This window comes from Paenibacillus tundrae (assembly GCF_036884255.1).
Lineage (GTDB): Bacteria > Bacillota > Bacilli > Paenibacillales > Paenibacillaceae > Paenibacillus.
In genome coordinates this window covers 6,471,054-6,497,209 of sequence record NZ_CP145605.1, presented here as the reverse complement: position 1 = coordinate 6,497,209, position 26,156 = coordinate 6,471,054, and the positions used below count along the sequence as shown (strand labels likewise).

21 protein-coding genes are annotated in these 26,156 nt (G+C 45.6%); 18 read left to right on the top strand and 3 right to left on the bottom strand.

From position 1 onward, the window contains the following. The first annotated feature begins 5 nt into the window (after window positions 1–5). The 12 genes from V6W81_RS28960 to V6W81_RS28905 all read left to right on the top strand — a co-directional run bounded on the left by V6W81_RS28960 (window position 6) and on the right by V6W81_RS28905 (window position 15,579). On the top strand, window positions 6–914 hold the full coding sequence (locus V6W81_RS28960; protein ID WP_145045089.1) for a DUF2232 domain-containing protein: 909 nt from the start codon (window positions 6–8) through the stop codon (window positions 912–914). 11 nt (window positions 915–925) lie between these two features. Beyond that, window positions 926–2,914 (top strand): DHH family phosphoesterase, encoded by a 1,989-nt coding sequence (locus tag V6W81_RS28955; protein ID WP_338541188.1) that lies wholly within the window; start codon window positions 926–928, stop codon window positions 2,912–2,914. Further along, complete coding sequence (gene rplI / locus V6W81_RS28950; protein ID WP_128104215.1) at window positions 2,911–3,354, top strand: 50S ribosomal protein L9; 444 nt, start codon at window positions 2,911–2,913, stop codon at window positions 3,352–3,354. Before V6W81_RS28955 ends, rplI begins: the two co-directional genes overlap by 4 nt. Window position 3,355: 1 nt before the next feature. After that, a complete protein-coding gene (gene dnaB / locus V6W81_RS28945; RefSeq protein WP_128104214.1) occupies window positions 3,356–4,717 on the top strand; it encodes a replicative DNA helicase in 1,362 nt (453 codons plus the stop codon). Window positions 4,718–5,054: 337 nt separating this feature from the next. Next, the gene (locus tag V6W81_RS28940) at window positions 5,055–6,341 is read left to right on the top strand and encodes an adenylosuccinate synthase (protein ID WP_338541187.1); all 1,287 of its coding nucleotides are present in this window, start codon (window positions 5,055–5,057) and stop codon (window positions 6,339–6,341) included. 185 nt (window positions 6,342–6,526) lie between these two features. After that, the gene (locus tag V6W81_RS28935; RefSeq protein ID WP_338541186.1) at window positions 6,527–7,291 is read left to right on the top strand and encodes a hypothetical protein; all 765 of its coding nucleotides are present in this window, start codon (window positions 6,527–6,529) and stop codon (window positions 7,289–7,291) included. A gap of 635 nt (window positions 7,292–7,926) precedes the next feature. Next, window positions 7,927–9,459: a M23 family metallopeptidase gene (locus tag V6W81_RS28930; RefSeq protein WP_338541185.1), complete on the top strand. Its 1,533-nt coding sequence runs from the start codon at window positions 7,927–7,929 to the stop codon at window positions 9,457–9,459. 305 nt (window positions 9,460–9,764) lie between these two features. Beyond that, the gene (gene yycF, locus V6W81_RS28925; protein ID WP_056697501.1) at window positions 9,765–10,484 is read left to right on the top strand and encodes a response regulator YycF; all 720 of its coding nucleotides are present in this window, start codon (window positions 9,765–9,767) and stop codon (window positions 10,482–10,484) included. Next, window positions 10,484–12,334 (top strand): cell wall metabolism sensor histidine kinase WalK, encoded by a 1,851-nt coding sequence (gene walK / locus V6W81_RS28920; RefSeq protein ID WP_338541184.1) that lies wholly within the window; start codon window positions 10,484–10,486, stop codon window positions 12,332–12,334. Before yycF ends, walK begins: the two co-directional genes overlap by 1 nt. Continuing rightward, window positions 12,318–13,598 (top strand): YycH family regulatory protein, encoded by a 1,281-nt coding sequence (locus V6W81_RS28915; RefSeq protein ID WP_056697497.1) that lies wholly within the window; start codon window positions 12,318–12,320, stop codon window positions 13,596–13,598. The genes walK and V6W81_RS28915 overlap by 17 nt, the downstream gene beginning before the upstream one ends. Before the next feature lie 424 nt (window positions 13,599–14,022). After that, window positions 14,023–14,766 (top strand): two-component system regulatory protein YycI, encoded by a 744-nt coding sequence (gene yycI, locus V6W81_RS28910; RefSeq protein ID WP_145045078.1) that lies wholly within the window; start codon window positions 14,023–14,025, stop codon window positions 14,764–14,766. A gap of 6 nt (window positions 14,767–14,772) precedes the next feature. Continuing rightward, complete coding sequence (locus tag V6W81_RS28905) at window positions 14,773–15,579, top strand: MBL fold metallo-hydrolase (protein WP_338541183.1); 807 nt, start codon at window positions 14,773–14,775, stop codon at window positions 15,577–15,579. On the opposite strand, the gene V6W81_RS28900 is transcribed toward V6W81_RS28905, so the two are convergent. Next, complete coding sequence (locus tag V6W81_RS28900; protein WP_056697491.1) at window positions 15,548–15,760, bottom strand: hypothetical protein; 213 nt, start codon at window positions 15,758–15,760, stop codon at window positions 15,548–15,550. The two genes, V6W81_RS28905 and V6W81_RS28900, sit on opposite strands and share 32 nt — an antisense overlap. An 862-nt stretch (window positions 15,761–16,622) precedes the next feature. Here V6W81_RS28900 and V6W81_RS28895 point away from each other — a divergent pair. From V6W81_RS28895 to rlmH, 5 genes are all read left to right on the top strand, one after another. Then, a complete protein-coding gene (locus V6W81_RS28895; RefSeq protein ID WP_145045076.1) occupies window positions 16,623–17,891 on the top strand; it encodes a S1C family serine protease in 1,269 nt (422 codons plus the stop codon). A gap of 566 nt (window positions 17,892–18,457) precedes the next feature. Further along, window positions 18,458–18,979, top strand: coding sequence for a hypothetical protein (locus V6W81_RS28890; protein WP_338541182.1), 522 nt, complete (start codon window positions 18,458–18,460; stop codon window positions 18,977–18,979). A 624-nt stretch (window positions 18,980–19,603) separates the two neighbouring features. After that, window positions 19,604–20,575 carry an MBL fold metallo-hydrolase gene (locus V6W81_RS28885; protein ID WP_338541181.1) on the top strand — a complete coding sequence of 324 codons (972 nt, stop codon included), beginning with the start codon at window positions 19,604–19,606 and terminating at the stop codon, window positions 20,573–20,575. Between the two features lie 281 nt (window positions 20,576–20,856). Further along, window positions 20,857–21,024 carry a CxxH/CxxC protein gene (locus tag V6W81_RS28880; RefSeq protein WP_082560598.1) on the top strand — a complete coding sequence of 56 codons (168 nt, stop codon included), beginning with the start codon at window positions 20,857–20,859 and terminating at the stop codon, window positions 21,022–21,024. A gap of 736 nt (window positions 21,025–21,760) precedes the next feature. Continuing rightward, window positions 21,761–22,240 carry a 23S rRNA (pseudouridine(1915)-N(3))-methyltransferase RlmH gene (gene rlmH, locus V6W81_RS28875; protein ID WP_053781980.1) on the top strand — a complete coding sequence of 160 codons (480 nt, stop codon included), beginning with the start codon at window positions 21,761–21,763 and terminating at the stop codon, window positions 22,238–22,240. Window positions 22,241–22,357: 117 nt separating this feature from the next. On the opposite strand, the gene V6W81_RS28870 is transcribed toward rlmH, so the two are convergent. After that, complete coding sequence (locus V6W81_RS28870; protein ID WP_338541180.1) at window positions 22,358–23,416, bottom strand: hypothetical protein; 1,059 nt, start codon at window positions 23,414–23,416, stop codon at window positions 22,358–22,360. A gap of 69 nt (window positions 23,417–23,485) precedes the next feature. Then, window positions 23,486–24,277, bottom strand: coding sequence for a hypothetical protein (locus tag V6W81_RS28865; protein ID WP_338541179.1), 792 nt, complete (start codon window positions 24,275–24,277; stop codon window positions 23,486–23,488). A 640-nt stretch (window positions 24,278–24,917) separates the two neighbouring features. On the opposite strand from V6W81_RS28865, the gene V6W81_RS28860 reads away from it, so the two are divergent. Further along, window positions 24,918–26,003 carry a 5-methyltetrahydropteroyltriglutamate--homocysteine S-methyltransferase gene (locus V6W81_RS28860; protein WP_338541178.1) on the top strand — a complete coding sequence of 362 codons (1,086 nt, stop codon included), beginning with the start codon at window positions 24,918–24,920 and terminating at the stop codon, window positions 26,001–26,003. Window positions 26,004–26,156: the final 153 nt, after the last annotated feature.

The window sequence follows — 26,156 nt, the reverse complement described above, 5'->3', positions numbered from 1 at the left end:
ATTTGTTGAATTTTAGCTTTAAATCAGTTATTTGGAGCGTTGTGTTTCTGCTCTTGTTACTATCGCTTATAACGCCTTTATCGGTGCTCACGGTATTTTTCATGCTCGTACCAGGTGTGATTCTGTATGCGTACCTATCGGTTAAATCGTTTGTCGTGCATCTCATCCCAGTCGCCATAATATTATTTATGATTGAACCGTTGTATCTCATATTCTTAGTTGTGTTTACGGTGCCAGCAATCTTTATGGGGAATGCAATCAAGAAAGGGAAGTCAGCCCTGTATACTTTCTTGGTGGGTACTGGTGCAATATTAGCTGAATACTTGTTGATGTTGCTGATCGGAAGCGTTCTGTTCCAGTTCAACCTGTATGAGTACATTGAGGACATGGTGAAACTGGCTACGGAGCCACTGACAGCTTCAGATGGACTGGTCAATGGATTTGTGTGGACACCTGAAATGACAGAGGATGTGGCCAGACGAACGCAGCTCTTAATTCCGTTCGCTCTCGTAGTGACTGCACTTGTGATGTCGCTCATTACACATCTCATTGCACGTCCAATTCTGAATGTAATGGGTGTGAGTGTAGCTAATTTCCCGCCAGCACGTGAATGGCGCATGCCGCGTGCTCTCATATGGTATTACTTCCTTGCACTGATCTTCACGCTTATGTCTGGCGAGAATGATGGGTCGTATTGGTCGATGATTGCCGCCAACTTGTCCCCATTAATTAATCTCGGCTTCATGATTCAAGCGATAGGCTTCTTCTTCTTCCTCTCTCATGCGAAGAAGTGGAATCCAGTTATACCGTATTTACTTGCGGCAGCGGTCTTCTTCATTGGTCCGCTACGAATTATCGGAGTTATTGATCTGGTGTTCCCGCTTCGCGAGGCAATAACGAAACCAAAACGTTAGGGTGATGAGTCTTGCCTAAATTTCTGAAGAAACGCTGGCACGGCTACTATACCGTATGGGCGTTCATAATGCTGCTATTGCTAGTTATGCTGGTGACCATTTATAACTGGACGCTTGGTTTGGTTAGTCTACTTCTGGCTTCGGCGCTGGGGATCGTCATGATTAAGGCGGAGCTAGCGTTCCGTCGAGAGTTGAATGACTACATTAATGGACTGTCTATTCGGATCAAACGAATGGAAGGCGAAGCTGTAGGTATGCTTCCATTCGGCATTGTGTTGTACAGTGAGGATCGTACGGTAGAGTGGCATAATCGTTTCATTGCAGATATGTTCCATGAAAAAACGATGGTAGGTAACCCGCTCCAAAACTTGTTTCCCAATCTTCCTCAACCAAAAGAGAAAAAAGATGGAACCAAGGAGCTGACCAGGGAACTTCATGATGAATTCCAGTTGGATGACCGGTATTACGGTGTAATCCATAATCCGCAGGAGCGGTATGTATATGTCTACGAGATGACAGAGCTCGCTATTCTTCGTGATAAATATGAAAATGAACGTATGGCACTGGGTATCTTAGTGCTCGATAATCTTGATGAAGCAGCGCAAGGCATGGATGATCAGCAGCGAACCGCGTTAATCGCGCGTGTAACGAGTGAGATCACATCCTGGGCTAAGCGTTATGAGGTATATCTGCGACGCTTGTCATCAGATCGGTATCTTATGATGCTGAACTTTAAGTCGTTGCAAGAGTTGGAGCAGAGCCGATTTGTTATTTTGGATGAAGTCCGTGAAATGACTGCTGACCTCAAAGTCCCAATGACGCTCAGTATCGGTCTAGCTTTTGGATCGGATAGCATTGGAGAAATGGGAGAGCTTGCTCAATCAAGTCTCGATATGGCACTTGGTCGCGGTGGTGACCAGGCTGCCGTGAAGTCAGGACAGCGCTTGTCCTTTTATGGTGGTAAATCAAATGCTGTTGAGAAACGCACACGAGTAAGAGCGAGGGTTATTGCTCATGCCCTGCGTGATCTGATGCAAGAGAGTGACCGTGTGCTCGTTATGGGGCATAAAATTCCGGATATGGATGCAATCGGTGCCTCTATTGGTGTATGGAAGGCAGCTAGTTTATACAATGTGGAAGCGCGAATTGTCCTTGATGGAACGAATCCATCAATTGAACGCATGATGGAGCAAGTGAACAAGGATGAGAAGCTGTCCAAAGCATTTGTATCGCCTGAACAAGCCACGCAGATGATGACCGAGCATACGTTGCTCGTCGTGGTGGATACGCACAAAGCTTCGATGACTATGGAACCGAAATTAGTGCAGGCTGCTACGCGTGTAGTCGTTGTAGATCATCATCGCCGCGGAGAAGAATTTATTAATGATGCAGTACTTATCTACTTGGAGCCATACGCTTCATCGGCTGCGGAGCTAGTGACTGAGCTGTTGCAATATATTCATGACAAAGTGCAATTTACACCCCTTGAAGCAACAGCACTGTTAGCGGGGATTACGGTGGATACGAAGCATTTTGCATTGCATACAGGTTCACGTACATTTGAAGCAGCGGGCTTTTTACGCCGTAGTGGTGCAGACACCATCATGATCCAACGCTTGATGAAAGAGGATCTGTCAGAATATATTGCTAAGGCAGAAATCATAAAGCATGCTAAAATGGTATATGGGAACATTGCGCTGGCGGTCACAGACCCTGGCAGCAAGATTTCACAGATGATGATCGCCCAAGTGGCGGACACATTGCTGAATATGACCGATGTTGTTGCATCATTTGTGATCAGTGAGCGCCCAGATGGGCTAATTGGCATCAGTGCTCGGTCACTGGGACGAATGAATGTACAGGTCGTTATGGAGAAACTTGGCGGCGGCGGACATTTAACCAATGCTGCTGTACAGCTTGAAGGTACGTTGGGAGAGGCAGAAAAACGGCTGATGAACGTACTTGCTGAAATCGAAAAGGAAGAGGGGCTGTTCGAATGAAGGTCATTTTTATAAAAGATATGAAGGGTCAAGGCAAGAAAGGGCAAGTGAAGGAAGTATCTGAAGGTTATGCACAGAACTTCTTGTTACCACGGGGAATTGCTCGTCTTGCAACAGACGGAAACATGAAGACGCTGGACAACCAGAATGCGGCTGAAGAGAGACGCAAACAGGAAGAGAAGGCAGAAGCAGAAGCACTAGGCAAAAAACTCGAATCAGAAGTGACAGAGCTTAAAGCGAAGTCCGGCGAAGGTGGCCGTCTGTTCGGTGCAATTACATCTAAACAGATCGCAGAAGCTCTTGCAGCTAAAGGTCTGAAAATCGATAAGCGTAAAATTGAGTTGGACGAGCCTATTCGTACTCTCGGTGTAACGCAAGTATCTGTCAAGATTCACCCTGAAGTGAAGGCAACCTTGAAGGTACAAGTAACGGAGGAATAAGATGGGCGGCGAAATGTTATTCGACCGGATTCCCCCACAGAACCTGGAGGCCGAACAGGCTGTGCTGGGTGCAATCCTGTTGCAGGGCGAAGCTCTGATTACAGCGATGGAACGGGTGCAAACCGAGGATTTCTATGACAAGCCACATCAACTAATTTTTGAAGCGATGATTCAGCTTGGTGAGGGAAATCAACCGATTGACCTCGTGACATTGACTTCGCTTCTGAAGGATAAAGGTGAGCTTGAGGACATCGGCGGCGTTAGTTATTTGGCTAAGCTGGCCCATGGTGTACCTACAGCCGCGAACGTAGACTATTACGCTCAGATTATTGAAGAGAAATCGATGCTGCGTCGTCTGATTCGTACAGCCACGCAGATTGTTAGCGAAGGATATACTGGCGGTGAAGACGTTGCTGCCATGCTCGGTGAAGCAGAACGGCGCATTTTGGAGATCTCTAACCGGCGTTCCAGTAGCGGTTTTATCGCCATTCAGGATGTACTCATGGAGGTATTCGATAAAGTCGAGACGCTCCATCAAAACCGCGGAACCACGACGGGCATCCCGTCTGGATTTATCGATCTCGACAAAATGACTGCCGGATTCCAGCGTAGTGACTTGATTATTGTAGCTGCGCGTCCTTCAGTAGGTAAGACAGCCTTTGCCTTGAATATCGCTCAGAATGTAGGGATTCGCGCGCAAGAGACGGTAGCCATCTTCAGTCTGGAGATGTCAGCCGCACAGCTTGTACAACGGATGATCTGTGCGGAAGCCAATCTAGATGCAGGGGTTCTGCGTACGGGTGAATTTAAAGGTGATGAGGACTGGCAGAAGCTAACGATGGGTATTGCTGCGCTAAACGAAGCAGATATCTATATCGATGATACGCCGGGGATTACGGTGGCCGATATTCGCGCCAAATGCCGTCGTCTCAAAAAGGAAAAAGGCCTTGGCATGATTCTAATCGACTATTTGCAACTCATTAGTGGACGTGGTAAAGCAGGGGAGAACCGTCAACAAGAGGTATCCGAGATTTCACGTACACTGAAACAGATTGGCCGGGAACTGGAAGTTCCGGTTATTGCCCTGTCTCAGTTAAGCCGGGGCGTAGAGCAACGTCAGGATAAACGTCCGATGATGAGTGACTTGCGGGAATCGGGATCGATCGAGCAAGATGCTGACATCGTAGCGTTCCTGTACCGGGATGATTATTACAATCAGGAAACCGAGAAGAAAAATATTATCGAGATTATTATTGCTAAACAGCGTAATGGTCCGGTAGGTACGGTCGAATTGGTCTTCTTGAAGAACTTTAATAAATTCGTAAACTACGAGAGGGCACACAATGACGCCTTCGCCATGTAGGATATGAACACGTACGATAAGGAACCGGGGTTAGCCGTCAGACATGATTTGACTGGCTTCGCCGGTTTTTTGCGTCGAAATATAGCGTAAATCCCGAACATTATAGTTTTACTATATCTAATTGTTCGCTATTTGATTTGACTTTGAAAAAGGGTGCTGGTACACTAATACTGCTGCGTTAAAGCAGCGAAAACCTTCCTTCGGATGTAAATTGAAGGAAATTTTCACTGTCCGTTAGCACGCTTCTCCGCCGGTGTTTGTCACTTAAATTCCTGCCGAGATAGAGGACGGACAGACCAATACAAAGGTGCGCAAGGCACCCACGGAGGTATGTACTATGTCAACGGTAGTTGTAGTGGGAACGCAATGGGGAGACGAAGGAAAAGGTAAGATTACAGACTATTTAGCAGAAACGGCAGACGTGGTTGCACGTTACCAAGGTGGTAACAATGCAGGTCACACGATTCTGATCGACAACAAAAAATATAAACTAACGATGATTCCATCGGGTATCTTCTACACGGACAAAGCCTGTGTAATCGGTAACGGTATGGTGATCAATCCGAAGGCACTTATTGAAGAAATTAATTACATTCATGATAATGATTTCACAACGAAGAACCTGTCCATCAGTGAACGCGCACATATCATCCTGCCATACCACATGGTATTGGATGCACTGGAAGAAGAGAGCAAAGGTCCAAACAAAATCGGTACAACCGGTAAAGGTATTGGCCCAGCTTACATGGACAAATCAGCTCGAATCGGTATTCGGATGGTTGATCTGCTTGATGCGGAAGATTTCGAACTGAAGCTGCGTCATCTGGTTAAAGAGAAAAACCGCATCATCGAGCAGGTATACAACGGTCAACCTGTTGATGTGGAAGAGATTCTGAAAGATTATCTGGGATACGCAGAGATCCTGCGTCCTTACGTACGTGATACATCTGTTGTGCTCAATGAATATATCGATGAGGACAAAAAAGTATTGTTTGAAGGCGCACAAGGCGTGATGCTCGATCTGGATCAAGGAACATATCCGTTCGTAACTTCATCCAATCCATCCGCAGGCGGCGTATGTATCGGTTCTGGTGTAGGTCCAGCCCGCATTCAGCAAGTTATCGGTGTAGCTAAGGCATACACGACGCGTGTAGGAGATGGTCCTTTCCCAACGGAGCTGCATGATGCGGTTGGTGACCAAATCCGTGAGACTGGACATGAGTACGGTACCGTAACTGGACGTCCGCGTCGTGTAGGTTGGTTCGATAGCGTTGTCGTTCGCCACGCTCGTCGTGTTAGCGGTATTACTGGTCTGTCCTTGAACTCACTGGACGTTATGACAGGTCTGGACACCGTTAAAATCTGCACAGGGTACAAATACCGCGGTGAGGTTATCACTCACTACCCAGCAAGCCTCAAAATGCTGGCAGAATGTGAAGCGGTATATGAAGAAATGCCAGGCTGGAGTGAGGATATCACTGGAGCGAAGAAGCTTGAGGATCTGCCTGTAAACACACAGAACTATGTAAAACGTGTATCTGAGTTGACGGGTATTCCAATTGCGATCTTCTCTGTTGGTCGTAACCGTGAACAAACGAATCAAGTACTTCCAATTTACGAATAAGCACTAATAAAGCCTCAGTGGTCGCTATTTTAGCGGTCACCGAGGTTTTTTTCGTATACACAACATTCATAATGATGAGAACCGATTATATTCCTCTGATTTCCGTCAATACTGATTAACAGTAGAGTGATAGACCCGAAGCGAAGCAAGATGAATGGGTGGGAAATTGGAGGGAGAGATCGAAAATGAAGCTGCTTCAATGGTTTGTAAAAATGGTGCTTACCGTTGTATTGGTCAGTGCACTGACCTTGCTGACGACCGGACTAATTGTACAGTCTTATGCTAAATCACTGCTCGCAAGTTTTAATATTCAGTGGGAAGGTCAGCCTTTAGGGTTAGCAGCTATGTTCCAAGGCATGCTCGGTGGAAAATCTGGGGAGGACAAGAAGACAGAGATTGAACCACCAGATCAGCCAGCAGGGGCGGAGGAAGAACAAGTGCCAGAGAATGCCACCTCTGTGATGGGGAATGGCACAGATGAAGATCCAGAGAGCACAGAGCGTGATACCGATGTGTCTCTAGGTGGCGACCAACCCAATGCATCAACTGGTTCCGGTTCTGGTGAGAGTAGTGGAAATGAGTCTGATTCAGATGAAAGTGCAGGCGTAGGTGGAACGAGAGGTGGTTCGGCAGGCAGTACAGAAGAAGGTGTTGCTTCCGGTAATGGGACAGGTGGAAGTTCTAATGGAACTGCACCGACAGGTAATGATGCCATTGTTGTATCCCCGGATGACATCACAGGTGTGAAGGATAAATTGCCGCTGGAGGATAAAGAGAAAATCTTCAGCTTATTGATGGCTAAGTTACCTCAGAAGGAAATGCAACAAATTTCCGGTGCAATGGAGGGTGGGCTGACCGAGCAGGAATTACGTGATATAGAGCAGGTAATCTCGAAGTATCTGACCAGTGAAGAATATGATAACTTGATGGAAGTGCTTCAAGCAGAGTGAGCTGTAGGATAGAACGAGGGATGTTGTCTTTCTGATCTAGAATTATCGAGGTAATACAGCTAAACTTACTGGAATATATAAGAAATCCAAGAAGGCATGTACTCTAGTAACATAACCAAAAGTAGTGTTTCACATATGGATGATACCTTATCGGATGGTGGAAGAAATTGCTTGGCATAAATAGCCGTGAAGTTAAGGCATCCTATAGCAGGTTACGATATAAAATCCCTTATCAGAGTTCATCTGGCGAGGGATTTTCAGGTTGTGTTTTTATGAAAGAGAAGTCATATTTCGGTGGGTCTTAGAACCTAGTCATAAAAGTTGATTAGAAGTACATAGTATTCTTAATGTTAAGGGGAAGAATGAAGCCCGAATGACCTGCCACCATATGGATAATACAGGAAAACCAAGCGGGGCGCGGCTTTGCGCTGTGATGGCTACAGTTGAAATGTGTGTAAAACCTGTGTTAAAGTATACGGGTGCGACAAAAGGTTAAAATTTTGACACTTTTACGAGCGCAGCTAAAGTCCTGATTTGCGGACACCCAGATAGATAGATCAACAAACATGAGACACACACGATGGGTGATGTCTTGACAGAAATGCGAGCCTAGAAGTGCTGAAAAGGAGAGAATCATGAAAGGTTTCAGAGGCATACGCCAACCGGGCAAAAACCGGGAACACGAACAATCCGGGGAACACCGGACGGCCGAAGACAAAAACAACATGAGCATGTCCAACTTCAGTGTTAAACAGAAGCGCGTTCAAGCCTCGCGCAAATGGATCATCACGACAGCATGTGGATTGTTTATTGCTGCATCGATCGGATTTGCAGGGAAACAGTATGTTGCAGCCAACACGGTTCCATATTATAACGTAATCGTCAAAGGACAGGCTATCGGCAGCATTACAGACGAAGCGCAATTACAGCAGCTATTTGCAGACAAAACAGAGGAATACCAAAATAAATATCCACAAGCGGAAATGGTACTTAATACAGACGGCATTACCACCGAAACGGTAAAAGCATATAAACCGGAGATTAACAGTGATGAAACACTGAATAAACTCGATGATATGCTTACGGCTTACGCTAAAGGCGTGGAGCTGAAGGTCAACGGTGAAGTAATCGGCATTGTGAAGGATCAAGCAACAGCAGATGCGATTCTTGAACAAGTGCAAAGCAAATACATATCGGCATCGGCTGTGCGTAGCTCGCTCAAGACGAAGTCGGTATCGGCGAACTCTTCGAAGAAAGCCGAAGGGCCGAGTACAACGCTGAAATCCGTAGATATCAAAGAAGATGTGGAGACGGATGCAGTTAAGGCAGATCCAAACAAAATATGGGATGTCTCTGAGGCGGTTAAAGCATTAACGGTCGGTAAAGACGCGCCTGTAACCTATGTGGTACGAGAAGGAGATACCATCTCTTCCATCGCTGCCAAATACGAGCTGACACAAAGTGAGATTCGCAAAAACAACCCTGGCATTAAAGAAACGTCTATGCAAATTGGAGACGAGCTGACACTGACCGTTCCCAAACCGGCGGTTACTGTGAAATCAGTCGAACAAGTTGTAGAGCAGATCGAGATCAAGCCACAGGTTGAAGTACGTAAAAGTGCTGAGCTAAAAGCAGGGACAACCAAAGTGGTACGTCCAGGTCAAAGTGGACTGAAAAACATGCAGTATCGAATTACTAAGGAAAATGGCGAAGTTGTTCAAGAGGAATGGCTAGGCCAGGAAGTGATTAAGTCAGCAGTGACCGAAGTCGTTCTTAGCGGTACGAAAGTAGTCGGCGAAGGTACAGGCGAATTCGCATGGCCTGTCTCCGGTGCAACGATGAGCAGCAGCTTCGGTGAACGTTGGGGTCGTCAGCACAAAGGTGTAGACCTTGTTGGTAACCGGGATGTGAAATCCTCGGATGAAGGTGTAGTGACGTTTGCTGGACAGAAGAGCGGATATGGCAATGTTATTATCATTAACCATCGTAACGGGTACGAAACATTATACGGACATCTGAACAGCATTGGTGTTAAAGTTGGACAGATCGTCGAAAAGGGCGAGAGTATCGGTGTAATGGGCAATACTGGACGCTCAACAGGAACGCATCTGCACTTCGAGATTATTAAGAATGGTACGGCAGAGAATCCAATGACATACTTGAACTAGTAATTATATTAAGAAGAAAATTCCGCGATATGCTTATATCAAAATGTGGATTTTTCTTGTCATGAAGGTCAGCTTAGGCTGGCCTTTTTTCTATGGATCACTTCAGATCTGTAAAAAATTTTCATTTTGCCGCTGATCGATTGCCAATCGGGATGTGACGCTGGTTCAGGTATGATAAACTATATATATTCAACCTAATAGGATAGACAACTAAGATGAACAACTAACGATGATGACAGAACAACTTATATAAAGAGATAGACCGCATACGCGGATTAAGCAGGATACAGGGGTGAATACAGTCGATGCAGGGGAAGATTTTGGTCGTGGACGATGAACAGCCTATTGCAGACATTCTGAAGTTTAATTTGGAAAAAGAGGGATATGAAGTCATCTGCGCTTTCGATGGGATTCGTGCCGTCGAACTGGCGTTAGCCGAGAAACCGGATCTCATGCTACTCGATCTGATGTTACCAGGCAAGGATGGAATGGATGTATGCCGTGAGGTGCGTGCACATCTGGAAATGCCAATCATTATGCTGACCGCGAAGGACGGCGAGATTGATAAGGTGCTCGGTCTGGAGCTAGGTGCAGATGATTATGTAACGAAGCCTTTCAGCACAAGAGAGCTGCTTGCACGGGTGAAGGCGCAGATGCGCAGAAGGCAGAAGCCGGCTATTGCGACGGAAGCGCAAGAGGATGAGAAGCAGGTTATGCGGCTGTTCGACTTGGTGTTTGATATGGACATGTATACAGCGTACAAAGGCGGAGAGCCGCTGGATCTGACCCACCGTGAATATGAACTTCTCTATTACATGGCGAAGCATTCGGGCAAGGTGATGACACGGGAACATCTGTTACAGGCGGTATGGGGATATGAATATTTCGGGGATGTGCGTACTGTGGATGTAACGATCCGTCGTCTGCGCGAGAAGATTGAGGAGAATCCGAGCAAACCGGAGACGATTCTGACGCGCCGTGGATTAGGTTATCTGGTGCGTAGTCCCAAAAGCGTGGGGATATAATGGGGCGATTCTCGCGATTTTCGTTCTTTCGAACGATTCAGGCGAAGCTAATTATCATATATGTACTGCTGATTCTAATTGCGATGCAATTGATTGGTGTTTATTTTGTCAGCGCGATGAAGAATTCTCTAACTAGTAACTTCACCGAGGATCTACAGGCGAGAGCGGAGATGCTGTCGGTGCTGGTGGGAGAGACGATGGCTGGCGGCGAAGTGGAGGCTGGCGAAGACAAAACGGAAAATCTGCGCGTACTGGTGAACAATCTGTTCAACATTAACGGGGCAGAGATTCAAGTGTTGGACGCCAGTGGTAAGGTGCTGACCACCTCACTAAGCTCTCATTCAGACTATGTTGGGCGTAAAAATACACAGACCGTTGTCAGCCGTGCGTTGCAGGGCATTCGAGACAATGAGGAATATATCGTTGATGAGGACAATGTCCGCAAAAAGGTGGTTGCCAAGCCGGTATTATCCGGCGGCAAGATCATTGGCGCGGTATATATTGCCGCATCGATGAATGAGTTATATGCCACCATGGAGGGCATTAACAAGATATTTATTTCGGGCATTCTTATTGCCCTTGTGTTAACAGCGGTGCTCGGCGTCATTCTATCCCATACGATTACACAACCGATCAAGGAAGTGACGAGGCGGGCAACAGCGGTGGCTGAAGGTAACTTTGACCAACAGACCCCTGTATTCGGCACAGATGAGATCGGCCAGCTCAGCCGGGCATTTAACTATATGACCAGCCGTCTGCGTGACGCACTCTCTCAGAATGAAGAGGAGAAGGAGAAGCTGACCTCTATTCTGACCAATATGAGTGATGGTGTAGTTGCAACAGACGAGTATGGCAAAGTCATTCTAGTCAATCGCCGTGCAAGTAGCATTCTTGGAATGCGTCCGGCAGATATTGAGGGCAGGCACTTCGCTGTATTGCTTGGTATCGATCCTGAGGACGCGGAAGCACTCGCGAGCGGCTTCACAGGTTCGACCCTGTTGCAGATTGCTCCTGCGGGTCAGGAGGAGCCTGTTGTCATTCGTATGACGTTCACGCCTGTTCACAGGCGTGAGTTAGGAATTACGGGAACGATTGCGGTGCTCCAGGACGTCACGGAACAAGAAGAGCTGGAAGCATCCCGGCGTGAATTCGTGGCGAATGTATCCCATGAGCTGCGTACGCCGCTAACCACCATTAAGAGTTATGCCGAGGCGCTTGATGATGGTGCACTTGAAGATCCACAGCTCGCTGGGCGGTTCGTAGGCGTTATCCAGAATGAGACAGAGCGAATGATCCGCCTGGTTACGGATCTGCTACATCTCTCCAGGCTGGACTCCAAAGAGGCTCTTCTGCGGAAACAACCTACGGATATTCTGGAGATGCTGGAGGAAGTGACGGATCGATTCTCATTCCAGATGCATCAAAAGGATATTCAGCCTGTATTATCGGTGGAGCATGATCTTCCTGAGGTACCGCTGGATCGGGATCAGATTGATCAGGTGCTTGATAATGTCGTGTCCAATGCGCTGAAGTACACACTTGAGGGTGGTACGATCACGATTGCAGCACGCAAAACGAATGATCAGACGCTCGCAATCTCGGTAACGGATACGGGAATGGGTATACCACAGCGGGATTTGGATCGTATATTTGAACGGTTTTACCGTGTAGATAAGGCTCGTTCGCGTAGTATGGGCGGAACAGGACTTGGGCTATCCATTGCCCGGGAAATTGTAAAAGCGCATGACGGCAGTATTACGCTTGAATCAGAGCTGGACGTTGGGACAACCGTAACATTCACATTGCCGATGCGTGATGAAGGAGGTGAGCACCGTGAAGGAACGGATTAAATCACTGGTGCTTACCACACTCGTTGTTGCCAGCTTAGTTCAGAGTTACTTTCTAATCTATCGTCTACCAGGCGGTGGGGATTCGGTTGTGACATCTGAAACGAACTATGTAAAGACCGAGAACATGGGTCAAGAGCGTAACATTGAGGAATTAATTTTTCCGGATCAGATGATTATTCATCTAGGTGAGGATAAACATACTGTGTTTTACCCAGGCAATACGTTCTATCAATTGATCTTCTCACGGCTGCAGGGGCGAACGTTCGATGATTTTCAGCGTCGTAGTGTGCAGTCTGTGAACTGGGATCAGATTCGGAAGGACAACCCTGGCTTTGAGCTGTCTTTCAAGGAGGGTATTCCGGTGGCTTTGTTACAGCGTGTAATGCGACTAGGCACGGATTCCCTCTTCCAGGGAGAGACGATTAACCGAATTTCAATCTATACCGCCAAAAATGAAACCAAGGCACATGCACTATTCTTCAGCGCCAAGGGAGATGTCGTTTACGAGGCTACGCAGGCTGACCTAACGGTACAGGATGTGCAGCAACATGTGGACTTCGGCAGCAACTGGACGCCTTATACGCTGATGGATGGTCGCTATTATATTCCGTCCGAAGCTATTGAGACGATTGAGGCGAGTATGCCAACAAGCCAGTTTACGGTAGAGCAGATGCAGCGCAGCTTGTTCTTCGACCCTAGCATGACCCGGAATATTCGGGAAAAGGATGGGTCAGAGATCTACACGGATAGTAAGCGGAGTTTGCAAGTGAAGCAGGATCAGCGATGGATTAGTTACACCGATCCAGCTGCACCACCTGCGGGACAGATTGATGCGGCTAAGGACGCCTTGTCTGCTGTGGATTTTGTCAATCAGCATGGAGGCTGGAAAGGACGGTCACGTCTGATGCTGGAGACAGCGGATAACAAAACACAGCTTCAGTTCCAGCAATATTACGGAAGCTTTCCGATTATGGACTCGATGCAATTCCGCTTCGGTACGATCAACATGGAAATGCGGCAGGAGACCGTATCCAGCTATGAGCGTTCATTGGAGTATCTGAACGAAGGTACGGAGACGAAACAGTCGGTCAAGCTGCCTGGCGGGGACAAGCTGAAGGCACTCATTCAGAAGGTAGCTGGTGCGAATCGCGAGGTTGTGGATGTATATCCAGCGTATCGACCGTCTGCGATAGAGGATGGTCTTAAGCTGATCCCGGTATGGGTGATTCGCTTCGGCAACGGTGAGGAAACGACGGTTTCTTAATGGTTCGTAGGGTGGAGCAGAGGGCTAACGAATCTGACACACCTTAAATGGCGGAATCAACATAGGTAGCAAAATCTAACGAACCTCAGCGATGCTAATGTCGTAGAGTACGGGTGAAATCGGATAGAAAGTCTATACATGCTAGAAATAACGTCTCTCCAACTCGTTAGATTACAAACTTGCGGAGAATGGAGCTAATAAGACGTGAGGGGTTCGTTAAGAATCAAGTATTTCATTTAGGGAGTGTATGAAAACTCCGAAGGGCGCAGATTTTGCCGAGTTTTCGTTCCATGCAAGGAAGTTTTCCGCAGGCGTGCCGGGGCACGTCAAGGGAAAGTGACGCAGCAGGGGGCGAAAAGGGGGTAAAAGATGCTCTTCAGTGAGTTTTCAGACACGACCTAGTTAACTGGTGGAGGTGAATGTTTTGGATTGGGGACGGGCGAAAAATGTATTAATCTATGCCTTTCTGTTACTGAATCTAGTGTTGGGGTATCAGATCTGGATGGATGCACGGGAGACGGCCGGAGCCAATCTGGACTTCACCTCGCTGGCGGATAATACACAGCAGGCGATGGAAGAGAAGGGGATTCAGGTGCTCGCTCCTATCCCGAATGAAACACCGAAGCTACCGAAGCTGTCCTATGAATTTATAGAAGAGGACGAGGCAGGGATCCGTATTGAGCTGGAACAGCCTGTAGACAGCAAGCTAATCTTCTCACAAAGTGAGCTAGAAGATGCGCTACAAGATGAGATTCCGCAGATCGGTACTTACCGGCTGGATCAACTGATGGCCGAGGATGGGGCATTTGTCCTTCATCCATTGGTGGATAGCAAATGGCCGCTCTTCAATGTCAGTCTGGAGCTATTCTACAGCGATCAGAAGATTACAGGTTACCTTCAGACTCCGGTGAAGATTACAACAGCGGAGGAGAGCGAGCAGCAGGTGCTTCCGGCGTCGAAGGCGCTGGGTACGCTGATCGAGAACTTTTTGCCCAATGATTCTATTGTCAAAGATATTCAGCTTGGCTATTACGGCCAGTTGTTCAATTCAGATCTACAAGTTGCGATGCCGGCATGGCGATTCGTGCTGGAAAGTGGCGAAGTGTTGTACGTGCAGGGCATCAGTGGGGATGTATTCAGTCCCAAGACAGATAAACCAGGGGAGTAATGAGTTATGGGGATTTATTTTACCGTATTGTCTAGTGGTTCTACAGGAAACGCCACAGTCATACAGCATGGAGGCACATCACTTATGATTGATGCAGGCCTCAGTGCGAAGCGGCTGGATGCACTGTTTCAGGAACGGGAGATCGCAGGAACAGAGCTGGACGGCATTCTGGTCACACATGAACATTCCGATCACATTAAAGGACTAGGCGCGATGTCTCGGAAATATAATTTACCAATCTATGCAAACACAAATACGTGGGCGGCGCTGGAGAAATCGGTTGGGGCAATTCCAGAGGAGAATCGGCGGATCTTTGAAACGGGTGAGAAGCATGATTTTGGCTCGCTGCGCGTGGAATCCTTCGGGATCTCGCACGATGCAGCGGAACCTGTAGGGTATACGTTCGATGATGGCAGTGAGAAGCTGTCTGTTGCGACAGACCTGGGCTATATGAGCGACAAGGTTCGCGATGCCATCTCGGATTCTGACGTGCTTGTGCTTGAATCGAATCACGACGTTGAATTGCTGCGGATGGGTCGATATCCGTGGAATACGAAGCGCCGAATCTTAAGCGATATCGGGCATTTGTCGAATGAAGCAGCAGGGGCAGCACTCAGTGAATTGATGAACGGACGCATCAAGCGCACGTATCTTGCACATCTCAGCCGGGATCATAATATGATGGATCTGGCGAAAATGACCGTGCGCGATGCGATGGAGAGTCGTGGATGCTTCTATCGGGATCATGAGTTCAAACTCTGTGATACGTATTATGACCGTCCTACACCATGGGATAGGGTGGGTGAGCCATAAAGCTGTCTAGTTCAGCGGCTTTGCGCTCTACTTCCTCGCGGGTTAGGATGCCTTTGTCCACGAGCAGCTCAATGATGGTGCTTAGGGCTAATGTATTGCGGTAATGTTCTTCTTTGAGATCAGCTAGCTTGGCCGCCATATGAACTTCTTCCATGGCTGTGAGTGTACGTGTGCGTTCCATAAGTAAATCCTCCTTCTAGTGGTTGTTCAAAAAGTCCACTTTTGATTACGAAGGATGCCTGTTACCCTTTTTGAAGACACAATTCTATGAACCTTCGAATCCTTCTTTGAACAACCTTTTTACTAATATTGTAGTCAGGCTGGTTGGAAAACATTCCTCTTTTTGCCGCTATAAATGAAAGAAGAAGGCATGTATGCTGAAACAGTAGCTTATTGGATTAGAAAAAGTTTGCCTGAATGGGTAAATATGCGCTTAACGAACTGGATTTTGTGGTGATAGATATAGTATGAACCTTTATCGTTAGCTGCAAATTAGCGGAAATTTGCGATATTCTTCGTATTTATGCAACTTTTTCAGATTTAACGTGTTTAGTATATATAGAGCACTTGGAAATAGGCTGGAATGTGAGCGAACTGATGAGTGTATTGGCATATCAAAAAAATGCGAGAGCGTGATTGATAGAGTCACTGGCAGAATGGGATACCCATTCTGTTGTACATAGACGCTTCATTTCGTGTACTTGGGAGTGCGGCGATATGCAAATAAGATTTTGGAAAATGCAAAAAAGCATGGGGAAAGAGCTGGTATTTACGCCACGCACGTAATGGAGGACACAGAACGAAGCTGGAGAAGAGGAGCTCAGGGCTTTCTGAAAGAAAGCTGTATCGGGAGCATTGACTCGCCTTCATCCCCGGATTTCACCTTTAATCAAAGGACTCGAAGAAATCTAGGGGATAACAGCGATCGGAAGCTCATCTGTCGGCGGAGTGGGGTATGTGAGAACACCATCGACGTCCCATGCGACAATGATCAGGCGGCAGTCAAGATCTTGATGCGTGACAACGAAGGGGAGAGGATCACGATGGGATTGTTCGGAGACGATTTTTATTCAACTAAAGTTTCAAGACGCGCCGAACCTGTGCAGAAGGGCAAACTTCAGATTCTCCGCCCAGGAGGGCGTGATCGGTGGCAGAATCCGCGCAGATCGCGTTCGGGTATTAGCTCCACGGTCAAAGTAGCCGTGATCAGTTCTGTGATCAGCTCCATCGTTACCGTTACCCTGTTTAGCTTCATCATGCAGCCAGCGTCTGTACCGTTATCCAATGCCGCAATAGGCAATGGTTCAGGTGGCGGTGCGCCCTCGGCTCAAGCTGTTGATCCGTACGACCGGATCATCCAGGCAGCTGAGAAGGTGCGTCCTTCTGTGGTGAGTATTGTGAACCATAAAACGGGCAGCAGCCTATCTATGGAGGACTCGGCGCTAGGATCAGGTGTCATTTTCAAGAAGGAAGAGGGCACAGCCTACATTATGACCAATCACCATGTGGTGGAAGGTGCGAGTGATCTTGAGATTGTAACGGTGGACGGTGAGACACATAAAGCGAAGCTGGTTGGCAAAGACCGAGTAAGCGATATTGCGGTGCTGTCGACAGAGGATAAAGGGCTGGGAGCTGTTGCGGAGATTGGTGATTCCAGCAAGCTTAAACGAGGTCAGACCGTACTTGCCATTGGTAACCCGCTCGGTCTGGGCGGTACACTGACATCTGGGATTGTGAGTTATACCGATCGCATTCTACCCGTGTCGATTAATCAGGACGGCGTGTACGACTGGGAGCAGAACGTTATTCAGACAGATGCGGCGATCAACGAAGGGAATAGCGGCGGCGCACTGGTTGATCTGAACGGGAAAGTGGTCGGCATTAACACGATGAAGATATCGGATACGGGCGTTGAAGGTCTTGGTTTTGCGATTCCGATGAACGAAGTGATGAAGACTGTCGATTCGCTATTGCTACACGGTAAAGTATCTCGTCCATACCTGGGCGTGTACACTGTCGATCTGAGCAACCCTTATGCTCCACTGGACGACGAGCAGCGTAAGGATCTGAAACTACCATCCCATGTAGATAGCGGTGTGGTCGTGCTCGAAGCATCGGGACCTGCATCGGAAGCAGGTATGAAGCTCAACGATGTTATTACTGAATTTGACGGGCAAAAGATTACCTCTACGCTCGATCTTCGTAAATATCTGTACGATAAGAAGAAAATCGGCGATACGATTGAGGTAACCTTCTATCGGGACGGCAAAGCCGAGAAGGTATCGGTGAAGCTGTCGGATAAACCGGAGTAAAACATATATTAAGCACATGCTATGGTGAGATTGTGTTAGGGGATCATAGAAAGAGCTGGTCAGGTCGCTGATCGGCTCTTTTTTTTAACATTATAGGAGCTGTAAGTTACCGGGGTTCTTGCAAATTATCGGAGTTAGCACTCATTAAAAGCCCTGACGAGCAGAAGATGAAATCAGAATCAGGTATCTCACAATGAATGAGTAGAACAAGTGGCGATCAGAACTTATGAACTCTATACTGAAATGATAATAATGCATCTATTACTTAATGGTTATTGGATCACTGCTGGGTACCCATAAGGACTGGTTTTTGATTACATGGGCAAGATTTGTGCTACTAGATTTAGGGTTGTCACTGTTGTTTTTGCTGTCGAAATGGCTCGGTATACCGGGACAGAGGTTATTCTTTTGACAAATGATCGGACAGGATCAGAGCCTAAGACTCAGTTACATTAGACCTTTGCTATGATAAACTGTTGTCAATGTGTTCGTAATGCACGGGTGTGCAAGTAACAGGTCTTTGACGATCTGGATGTTCTAAATCATAGAAGAGGGGTTATTCAATCATGAAACGTACAATGAAAGGGATGCTGGGGGGAACGGCTCTACTCATGTCGCTGTCTCTCTTATCTGCATGCACTTCGAAGGAAGCTACAACAGGAGCCGTGGATACGAATGGGTTGCAGGATAAGATTGCAGGTCTAGAGCAGCGGCTGGCGGAGCAGGTTCAGAAGAGCGGGGAACAGGATAATAAGATTGCGGAGCTGGAGAAAAAGCTGAATGAGCTCAGTACGACGGTGTCCACTGCGACTGAGACCGGAGGGACGACTACAGGCGCACCTACGAATAATGGATCGGCAGGAAAGGGCGATGGGGTACTCATTACCTTTGCTCAGTACGAGAAGCTTGAAGTGGGTATGACGGTGGAGGAAGTGATCGCGATTCTCGGCGGCGAAGGCGAAGCGTTGAGTGAAGCCGAGAATATGGTCGTCTACAACTATAAAGGTACCGGAGATACGGGAGCGAATGCGGTCATTGCTTTTCAAAGTGGCAAATTGCTGACAAAGGCTCAATCTGGGCTGCAATAATAGAAAATGGGTTTATGGAGAGAACCAATCAGAATATTCTGGTTGGTTTTTTTGTGATGTTCTCGATGAATATGGTGTGGGATTTATTTCTTAAAAGTAGGCTGTCAGAATGAGAGTATACAAGAGTTTGGGTTATACAACTTCTGGTGAGAGTAGTGCCTTCGGTTGATTTGGGTTGCACCTATTGGAGTGAAAGATGCTTGCTAGAGAAGAGCTAAAACTTTAGATTTTAAAAAAAATGTAGAGATAAGTCCTTGACATGTAGTTTAAGTTGTAACTATAATAGTCACATATTAAAAGTTGTAACTACAGTAGTTACACAAAAGTGGGAAGGGGTCTTGTTTGATCAAAGTAAGAGAGAGTTATGTGTAATGCGATGTGTGTTATGAATCGGACTATGTCCGTCATTCAATGTTGAATGTGAAGTCAAGGTTTGAAATCTAGACATCGTAGGAGCAAAGCTAGATTAAGATGTAATATCCAAAAAGGGTAAGCAAAAATGCAAAATTCAAAAAGCGTAAGGTAAGACGTTTAACTAAAAATGCATAATCAAAATTAAAAACATACTGCACTGCGCATTGTTAATCTAACTGGCGACAGTATTATGAGAGGAAGTTGAATAAAGTGTTTCGTAAAAAATCATCCATTGGAGTCATGCTACTCCTTAGTATCATGTTAATCTTGAGCGCTTGTACAAGTACGGCAAGTAAAACCGAAAATACGTCAGATACCTCGTCCAATGCGGCAGGTGCGAACAATACAACGGGCGATGAAGCAATTACATCAACGGCTGATCTTAAAGTGACTACATTTAATCCAGGGGAGAAAAGTATTTTTGGTGTTTCCTCTAACCTGATTGAAGGGCCTACTGAGGTGGTGCTCGTCGATGCTCAGTTCCAGAAGAATGATGCGGAGCAACTGGTGAAAATGGTTAAGGATACAGGTAAGAAACTTACGACCGTATTTATCAGCCATAAAGATCCAGATTATTACTTCGGTCTGTCGGTCATCCGTGAAGCATTCCCAGATGTGAAGATTGTCGCAACGCCAGGAACAGTAGAAGGCATTAAGGAAACAATCCAAGTGAAGAATGATTACTGGAACCCAATTCTGAAGGAAAATGCACCAACAGCACAGATTGTCCCTGATGTCTTCGACGGTAAACAGTTCATGGTAGATGGACAAGCCGTTGATATCATTGGTCTGAATGGTTCTGATCCGTCGCACACCTTCCTATGGATCCCATCCATTAAAACGGTTCTGGGCGGCGTTCCTGTGTACGAGAACGTACATGTCTGGATGGCAGATAATCAAACACCAGAGAGCCGTAATGAGTGGCGTGAACTGTTGGAAGAGATTACTGCTCTGAACCCTGAGCGAGTGATCCCAGGTCACTATGTGGGAACCAGTGCTGGAGATCTATCCAGTGTGACGTTTACCCGCGATTATATTGCAAAGTTTGAAGCAGAAGCAGAGAAAGCCAAAGATTCCAAAGAGCTAATTGCAACAATGGAAAAGGCGTATCCGGACTTCACCAATACAGGTGATTTGGAAACGAGTGCTCAGGTGATCAAAGGTGAAATTTCTTGGCCATAAGAGGACATAACTTAAGACATGGCAGGAACTCAAGAGCAACATCTGTCCCTTTAGTTAGGGAAGGGGTGTTGTTTTTGTGTTTGGGTGTAGTAGATAGTCGCTTGCCCCTGAGCCGGGCTGGTTCATTTTGGCTATGTATTTTCAACCGATCTATGCGGGAATATTCTATAAGGGGTTTCTTTTACGTCCCAGGTGTGATAGAACAGAGAAGTGGCTATCCTATATGGATAAGCGGTTGTGAATCGGGAGCATAGCTGGTTACAGAAAGGATGCTTGAACGGATGTACGTTGTATGCAAAGAACACGTGGACATTGCGATCGACAAGTTTGTCGATGAGTATGAGGACGCTCCAGATATCGTGGATTTGAAGGAGACGGAATTTGCCGACTGGGATCCGCCTGCGAAGTGCGCTGAGTGCGAGCAGCATGCGGAATTTCTTGTCGTTTAGCGTACTGTAGGAATTGAAGGCGGCAGAAGGCGTCACATAAGTGGCGCTTTATGCTAGAACTCACTTTCCATCCGGTATGAACATCACAGTAAGGAGCGAAGAGAGCGTGTTGAGCGCTCTTTTTGCTTTTTTGGTAGGAGAAGACGGGGCGTTAGGGCGGGGACGAAGAAGCCCAAGTGCAACATATACGTGTCCTGCCTGGCGTACGCCTTAACGAGTTGGTCGTGGAAGGTGGCTAGCATCTTGCGGATTAACAATGAAGTGAGGTAATAGTAATAGGGTGCTCAGCCACGTGGGCAAGCTTACATATTGATAGGCGAGTTATTTTGGGTGAGTTAGGCGTTGTTGCTATAGTATTGTGGTAACTTTGCAGCAATATTGTATTAGCTGTGCAGTAGCATTGTAGAAGCTGTGCAGTACTTTGGAGCTCTAACGAACCTGATACCTCTTATATGGTGCTATTGCTTCCTGGTTGAAATCTAACGAATCGTAGACACGCTATTTTAAGGAAATGACCTTGAAAGTGGTGGGAAAAGCTTGTTTCTACTGCGATAGCGTGTGTGAGATTCGTTAGATTTTAAAAGAAGCTAAAATGGGCTGAATAAGGTGTGTGGGGTTTGTTAGAATATTGGGGATGCGAAGATATAACGTGTAGCTGAAACAGTAGATTGAACGATGCGCTGATGCATCTTACTTATAGATTCTTTTGCAGCAAATTTAGGAGGAATGGATATTCATGTTGATTCAAATTATTGGCGTAGGCAAATTGAAGGAAAAATATTTAACGCTCGGCATTCAGGAATATGCCAAGCGGCTCGCCCCGTACATCAAGTTTCAGATGATCGAGGTCGCAGACGAGAAAGCCCCCGATACCCTGAGCGAAGCTGAGGTACGGGCGGTGAAAGAGCGCGAGGGTGAACGCATCCTCGCGCATGTGAAGAGCGAGGCGCATGTTGTCGCGCTCGCATTGGATGGCCAGCTCTGGAGTTCCGAGGAGCTGGCTATGGAGATCGACAAGCTCGGCACGTATGGGACGAGCCATGTCGTGTTTGTCATCGGAGGCAGCCATGGGCTCTCCGATGAGGTGCTGCGCCGCGCGAAGCAACGCTTGAGCTTCGGGCGCATGACCCTGCCGCATCAGCTTATGCGGCTGGTGTTGGTGGAGCAAATTTATCGCGCCGTGAAGATAAATCGGAATGAACCGTACCATAAGTAGGGCAAAATTTATGATGTGCTATTCATGGGATCGTTTTGCGAAAATTCTCTCATTAACTCATTGAAAATATTTCAGGATGAAGAATCAAGTAAAGCTGCTCTGACGACGTTTGTCAGGTTAGTTCAGTTCAGATACTAGCGTGAAGTTATTGATGAACCCTTCTTTTTGCAAGAAAACAGTCTCAATCTTGTCCGTTTTCATATCATAAAAATAAATACCTCGCTCGGTATTTCCATTTCCTTTTTCCCCGAGAAAATAAAACCCGTTACCGTCTTTGTCCAGAAACAATTCACTGCTGGCTTTAATAGGAAGTTGAAGGTCCTTTCGTTGTCCTGTCTGCAGATCCACCAGACTATATCCGATAGGCATCTTATTAATGTATTTTGCAGTTGCTATGAGAAGCTGGTTTCCTCTGGCAGATAGAGTGAGAATCTGTTCATCTTTAAGTTTAATTATTGCACGAGTTTGTTTCGATACGGGATCAATTTCGATAATGGTATGACTCGGTGGAACCATCGGTTTTTGGGTCTGATTGGACTTTTCCATCTGCTCGTATTGTTCATCCTCAGAGTATTGAATGGCGTATCCTTTTTCTGTTTCCGGATCATAGGCGATGTCCCATGTGGTCGTATCTGAATCTTGCTCATTTAATATCGAGATTTTTTGAGTTTCTTTATCCAGAAACATGACTTTTACAGGGCGTTCTCCCTTTTTCACAGCAGCCATCATTATTGTATTCTCAGTGACATCCGGGATAATTGCATTAATCGCAAATAAATTAGAGCTTAATTGATGCACCTGCTGTGTTTTCATATCATAAGCGAATAACTCGTCCCCTTTACTTTTGCCTTCGCCCGAATAATAGGTGGTGTCTTCGGCCAAAGAAACTACGGTCAGAGGATATTGAGAGTTATATGGCAAGTCAGTCATTTTGTTAAGAGCTTTGGACTGTAAGTCGTATGTATACACATTCATTTTCATTCCATCATTGGGATCTGTGCCATTGACGTATTCGGTGTTAGTGATGGAGAGATATTCACGGGATTGTGAAACAGTATTTTTTATATCGACAGAAGGTTTTTTTACATTTGTTGCATCATTACTGCATCCTGAAATTAAAATGAGTAAAACAAACAAAAATAGAAAGAAGTAATTTTTTGAATACTCTATTCGCATAAATGATCACCCTTTTAAAAATTTGATAAGGAGGCGAAGAATTCCGCCCCCTCCTTTAATACTTTAAATTTAGAATGAGTAGAAGTATCTACCTTTAAATGAAAGAGTAGAAGACCATTTTAAATCAAATAGTTCTACACCTGTTTTCCAAATATCTAATGTGGCATCAGGAAGAGCTCCGTTATCTCTTTTAGTAACATTAGCGAAAACATTATTATCCAAGTTTCGTGCATCCAATACCTGTTCATATTTAGGGTTATCTATGTCGCCCCTCGTTGCAGCATCACCTTTTTTGAGCGTATTGCTGTTTTCACCAGTAGTATCTGTGAAATTAGTAAAACGACCTTCTCCAAGAACAGTACTGGATGTTATTGTGATTTTATTATTATTACTACCGTAAGTATAAGTGCCGGCTGCCTTTCTAGTTCCTCTAGGTAATGCTTTATATGCTGCTAATGCGAAGGCGTTTCCTTGAGGATATATAAATTCTTTTATATAACCTTCGGCATCGTATAAAACTCTCAACCCCGGTTGTGGAAGAGGATTCTCTATTTTATATACAGGTAGATCTTTAGCTTCTTCTTTGATTTGCTCAACAAATTCTTCTTCTAATTTTAGTTGATCTATATCTACCATTGCTGAACTGAACTGGGTCATTTGGTTTTGATAAACAGAAGGCAGTGTTACTAGGTTACCTTGGTCAATAACAATCATTTGGTTGGTTTCATCATACTCTACTATGGCTCCTGGATTCATTTTAGTAGGAATTGTATTTGAAGAATCTATAGAATATGCAAAAGATGAAACGCTACCTACAAATAAGGATGCCGTAACCAATAAAGCTGTAACTACTTTTTTCATCGTGATCTTCCCTTCAAAATTTTAGTGTATTTGAAAGTTGGCCAACTGTTCAAAACTTGGTTTATAAGGATAATAAAGTATTTATATGTTATATATTACATGTAAATTCCATAATGAGTCAATAATTTAATATAGTCCACTCAACTTTCGTATCTTCAAATTAGCTTGAATAGCTTTCAACTGCAGGAATTGAAATTTATTTTTTATGGCTTGCCCCTCTTGTTTGGCATCATGGAAGTGACTAGCAACCATGCATATTAAGAAATCATTGGAAAAAATGTGGTCACGGCATTGGGACAATACTTGACGCTGTTGACCACATGAATCCGGCCGTTTCCAGCCTCGTCAAAGGACAGGACTTTGTACATTTCAGACAGAGCCAGAAATAACAACACGAATACTAGGGGCATTTAGAATTCCTTGAGAGATGCGAGGATAAACATATGAATTATCATTCTTAACTACAGCACTTCGCTCCACCCTATAAATCCACTACCTTATGAGATGGTGGTTTTTTTGCTATATAAGGACTCTTTTGCTATTGTTAAAAGCTATAACCAGCCATGTTTTTTTCATATAACATGTAATCATTTCGATCATGCTATACTCAGGAAACTAAAAGTAAGAAGGAGATTTTTTTATGATACCATTTCGTAACGATCATGTAGGTAGCTTTCTACGTCCTGCAAACTTAAGTCAGGCACGTGAACAATATAAATCAGGCAACATCACATATGAAGAATTAAGAACTGTGGAAGATAAAGAGATTATTCGAATTATTGAAAAGCAAAAGGAAAATGGCGTATTCGCAGTTACGGATGGTGAATTCCGTAGAAGCTGGTGGCACTTTGACTTTCTGGGCGGCTTGGATGGCGTAGAACTATATGAGGAAATTGATGGACCTCAGTTCCATAACATGCAGACTCGCAAGGGCGGGATTCGTGTGGTAGGTAAAGTGGGTTTCTCTACGCATCCCTTTGTTGAGCATTTTAAGTTTTTGAAAAAGCATGCAGGTGATGCGGTGGCGAAACAGACCATTCCAAGTCCTAATATGCTCCTATACAGATTGGAGAATGGCGCCAATATCTATACGGACAGAGAGCAATTCCTTCAGGATACGATTGCCGCGTATCAAAAAGCTATTCAGGCCTTCTATGATGCGGGATGTCGATACCTGCAATTAGATGATACCGCTTGGGCAGATCTGTTCTCAGAAGCTGGTCACGATAAGCTACGTGCTAAAGGTCTGGAACCGGCGGAAGAGTTGAAAACGATGCAGCGCATGATTAACGAAACGTTGGCTCATAAACCGGCAGATTTAGTGGTGACGATGCATATTTGTCGGGGTAACTATAAATCGAACTACTTCTCAACGGGTGGTTATGATTACGCTTCTGAAGTTATCTTTGGCGGCTTAAATGTAGATGGATTATTTTTAGAATTTGATGATGAACGCTCAGGTAGTTTCGAGCCATTAAAATATGTAAATCGTAAAGATTTGAAAATTGTGCTTGGTTTATTGACATCCAAATCAGGTGAGCTAGAGGACAAAGAACAAATTAAAGCTCGGATCGCAGAGGCGGCAACCTATGTACCCCTTGAGCAACTCTGTTTGAGCCCACAATGTGGCTTCTCGTCTACAGAAGAAGGCAATATTTTAACGGAAGAACAACAATGGCGCAAACTTCGTTATGTCAAAGAGATTGCAGAAGAAGTATGGAATTAATAGCTATAAATAAATTTAACTAAACATTTACACAAAACGGAGAGGGCAGAAAAAACCTGAAGAAGCGAAGCGCTCGCCTTTATACCCGGATTTTACCTTATAAAAAAGGAATCACAAAAATCTGGGGATAACAGCGATCGGAAGGTTATTCTG

Coding starts and splice junctions, on each gene's coding strand:
- walK (WP_338541184.1), top strand. CDS start 10,484: ATGGGGCGATTCTCGCGATTTTCGTTCTTTCGAACGATTCAGGCGAAG.
- V6W81_RS28900 (WP_056697491.1), bottom strand. CDS start 15,760: ATGGAACGCACACGTACACTCACAGCCATGGAAGAAGTTCATATGGCG.
- rplI (WP_128104215.1), top strand. CDS start 2,911: ATGAAGGTCATTTTTATAAAAGATATGAAGGGTCAAGGCAAGAAAGGG.
- V6W81_RS28865 (WP_338541179.1), bottom strand. CDS start 24,277: ATGAAAAAAGTAGTTACAGCTTTATTGGTTACGGCATCCTTATTTGTA.
- yycF (WP_056697501.1), top strand. CDS start 9,765: ATGCAGGGGAAGATTTTGGTCGTGGACGATGAACAGCCTATTGCAGAC.
- V6W81_RS28905 (WP_338541183.1), top strand. CDS start 14,773: ATGGGGATTTATTTTACCGTATTGTCTAGTGGTTCTACAGGAAACGCC.
- V6W81_RS28895 (WP_145045076.1), top strand. CDS start 16,623: ATGGGATTGTTCGGAGACGATTTTTATTCAACTAAAGTTTCAAGACGC.
- V6W81_RS28880 (WP_082560598.1), top strand. CDS start 20,857: ATGTACGTTGTATGCAAAGAACACGTGGACATTGCGATCGACAAGTTT.
- V6W81_RS28860 (WP_338541178.1), top strand. CDS start 24,918: ATGATACCATTTCGTAACGATCATGTAGGTAGCTTTCTACGTCCTGCA.
- dnaB (WP_128104214.1), top strand. CDS start 3,356: ATGGGCGGCGAAATGTTATTCGACCGGATTCCCCCACAGAACCTGGAG.
- V6W81_RS28930 (WP_338541185.1), top strand. CDS start 7,927: ATGAAAGGTTTCAGAGGCATACGCCAACCGGGCAAAAACCGGGAACAC.
- V6W81_RS28935 (WP_338541186.1), top strand. CDS start 6,527: ATGAAGCTGCTTCAATGGTTTGTAAAAATGGTGCTTACCGTTGTATTG.
- rlmH (WP_053781980.1), top strand. CDS start 21,761: ATGTTGATTCAAATTATTGGCGTAGGCAAATTGAAGGAAAAATATTTA.
- V6W81_RS28890 (WP_338541182.1), top strand. CDS start 18,458: ATGAAACGTACAATGAAAGGGATGCTGGGGGGAACGGCTCTACTCATG.
- V6W81_RS28870 (WP_338541180.1), bottom strand. CDS start 23,416: ATGCGAATAGAGTATTCAAAAAATTACTTCTTTCTATTTTTGTTTGTT.
- V6W81_RS28940 (WP_338541187.1), top strand. CDS start 5,055: ATGTCAACGGTAGTTGTAGTGGGAACGCAATGGGGAGACGAAGGAAAA.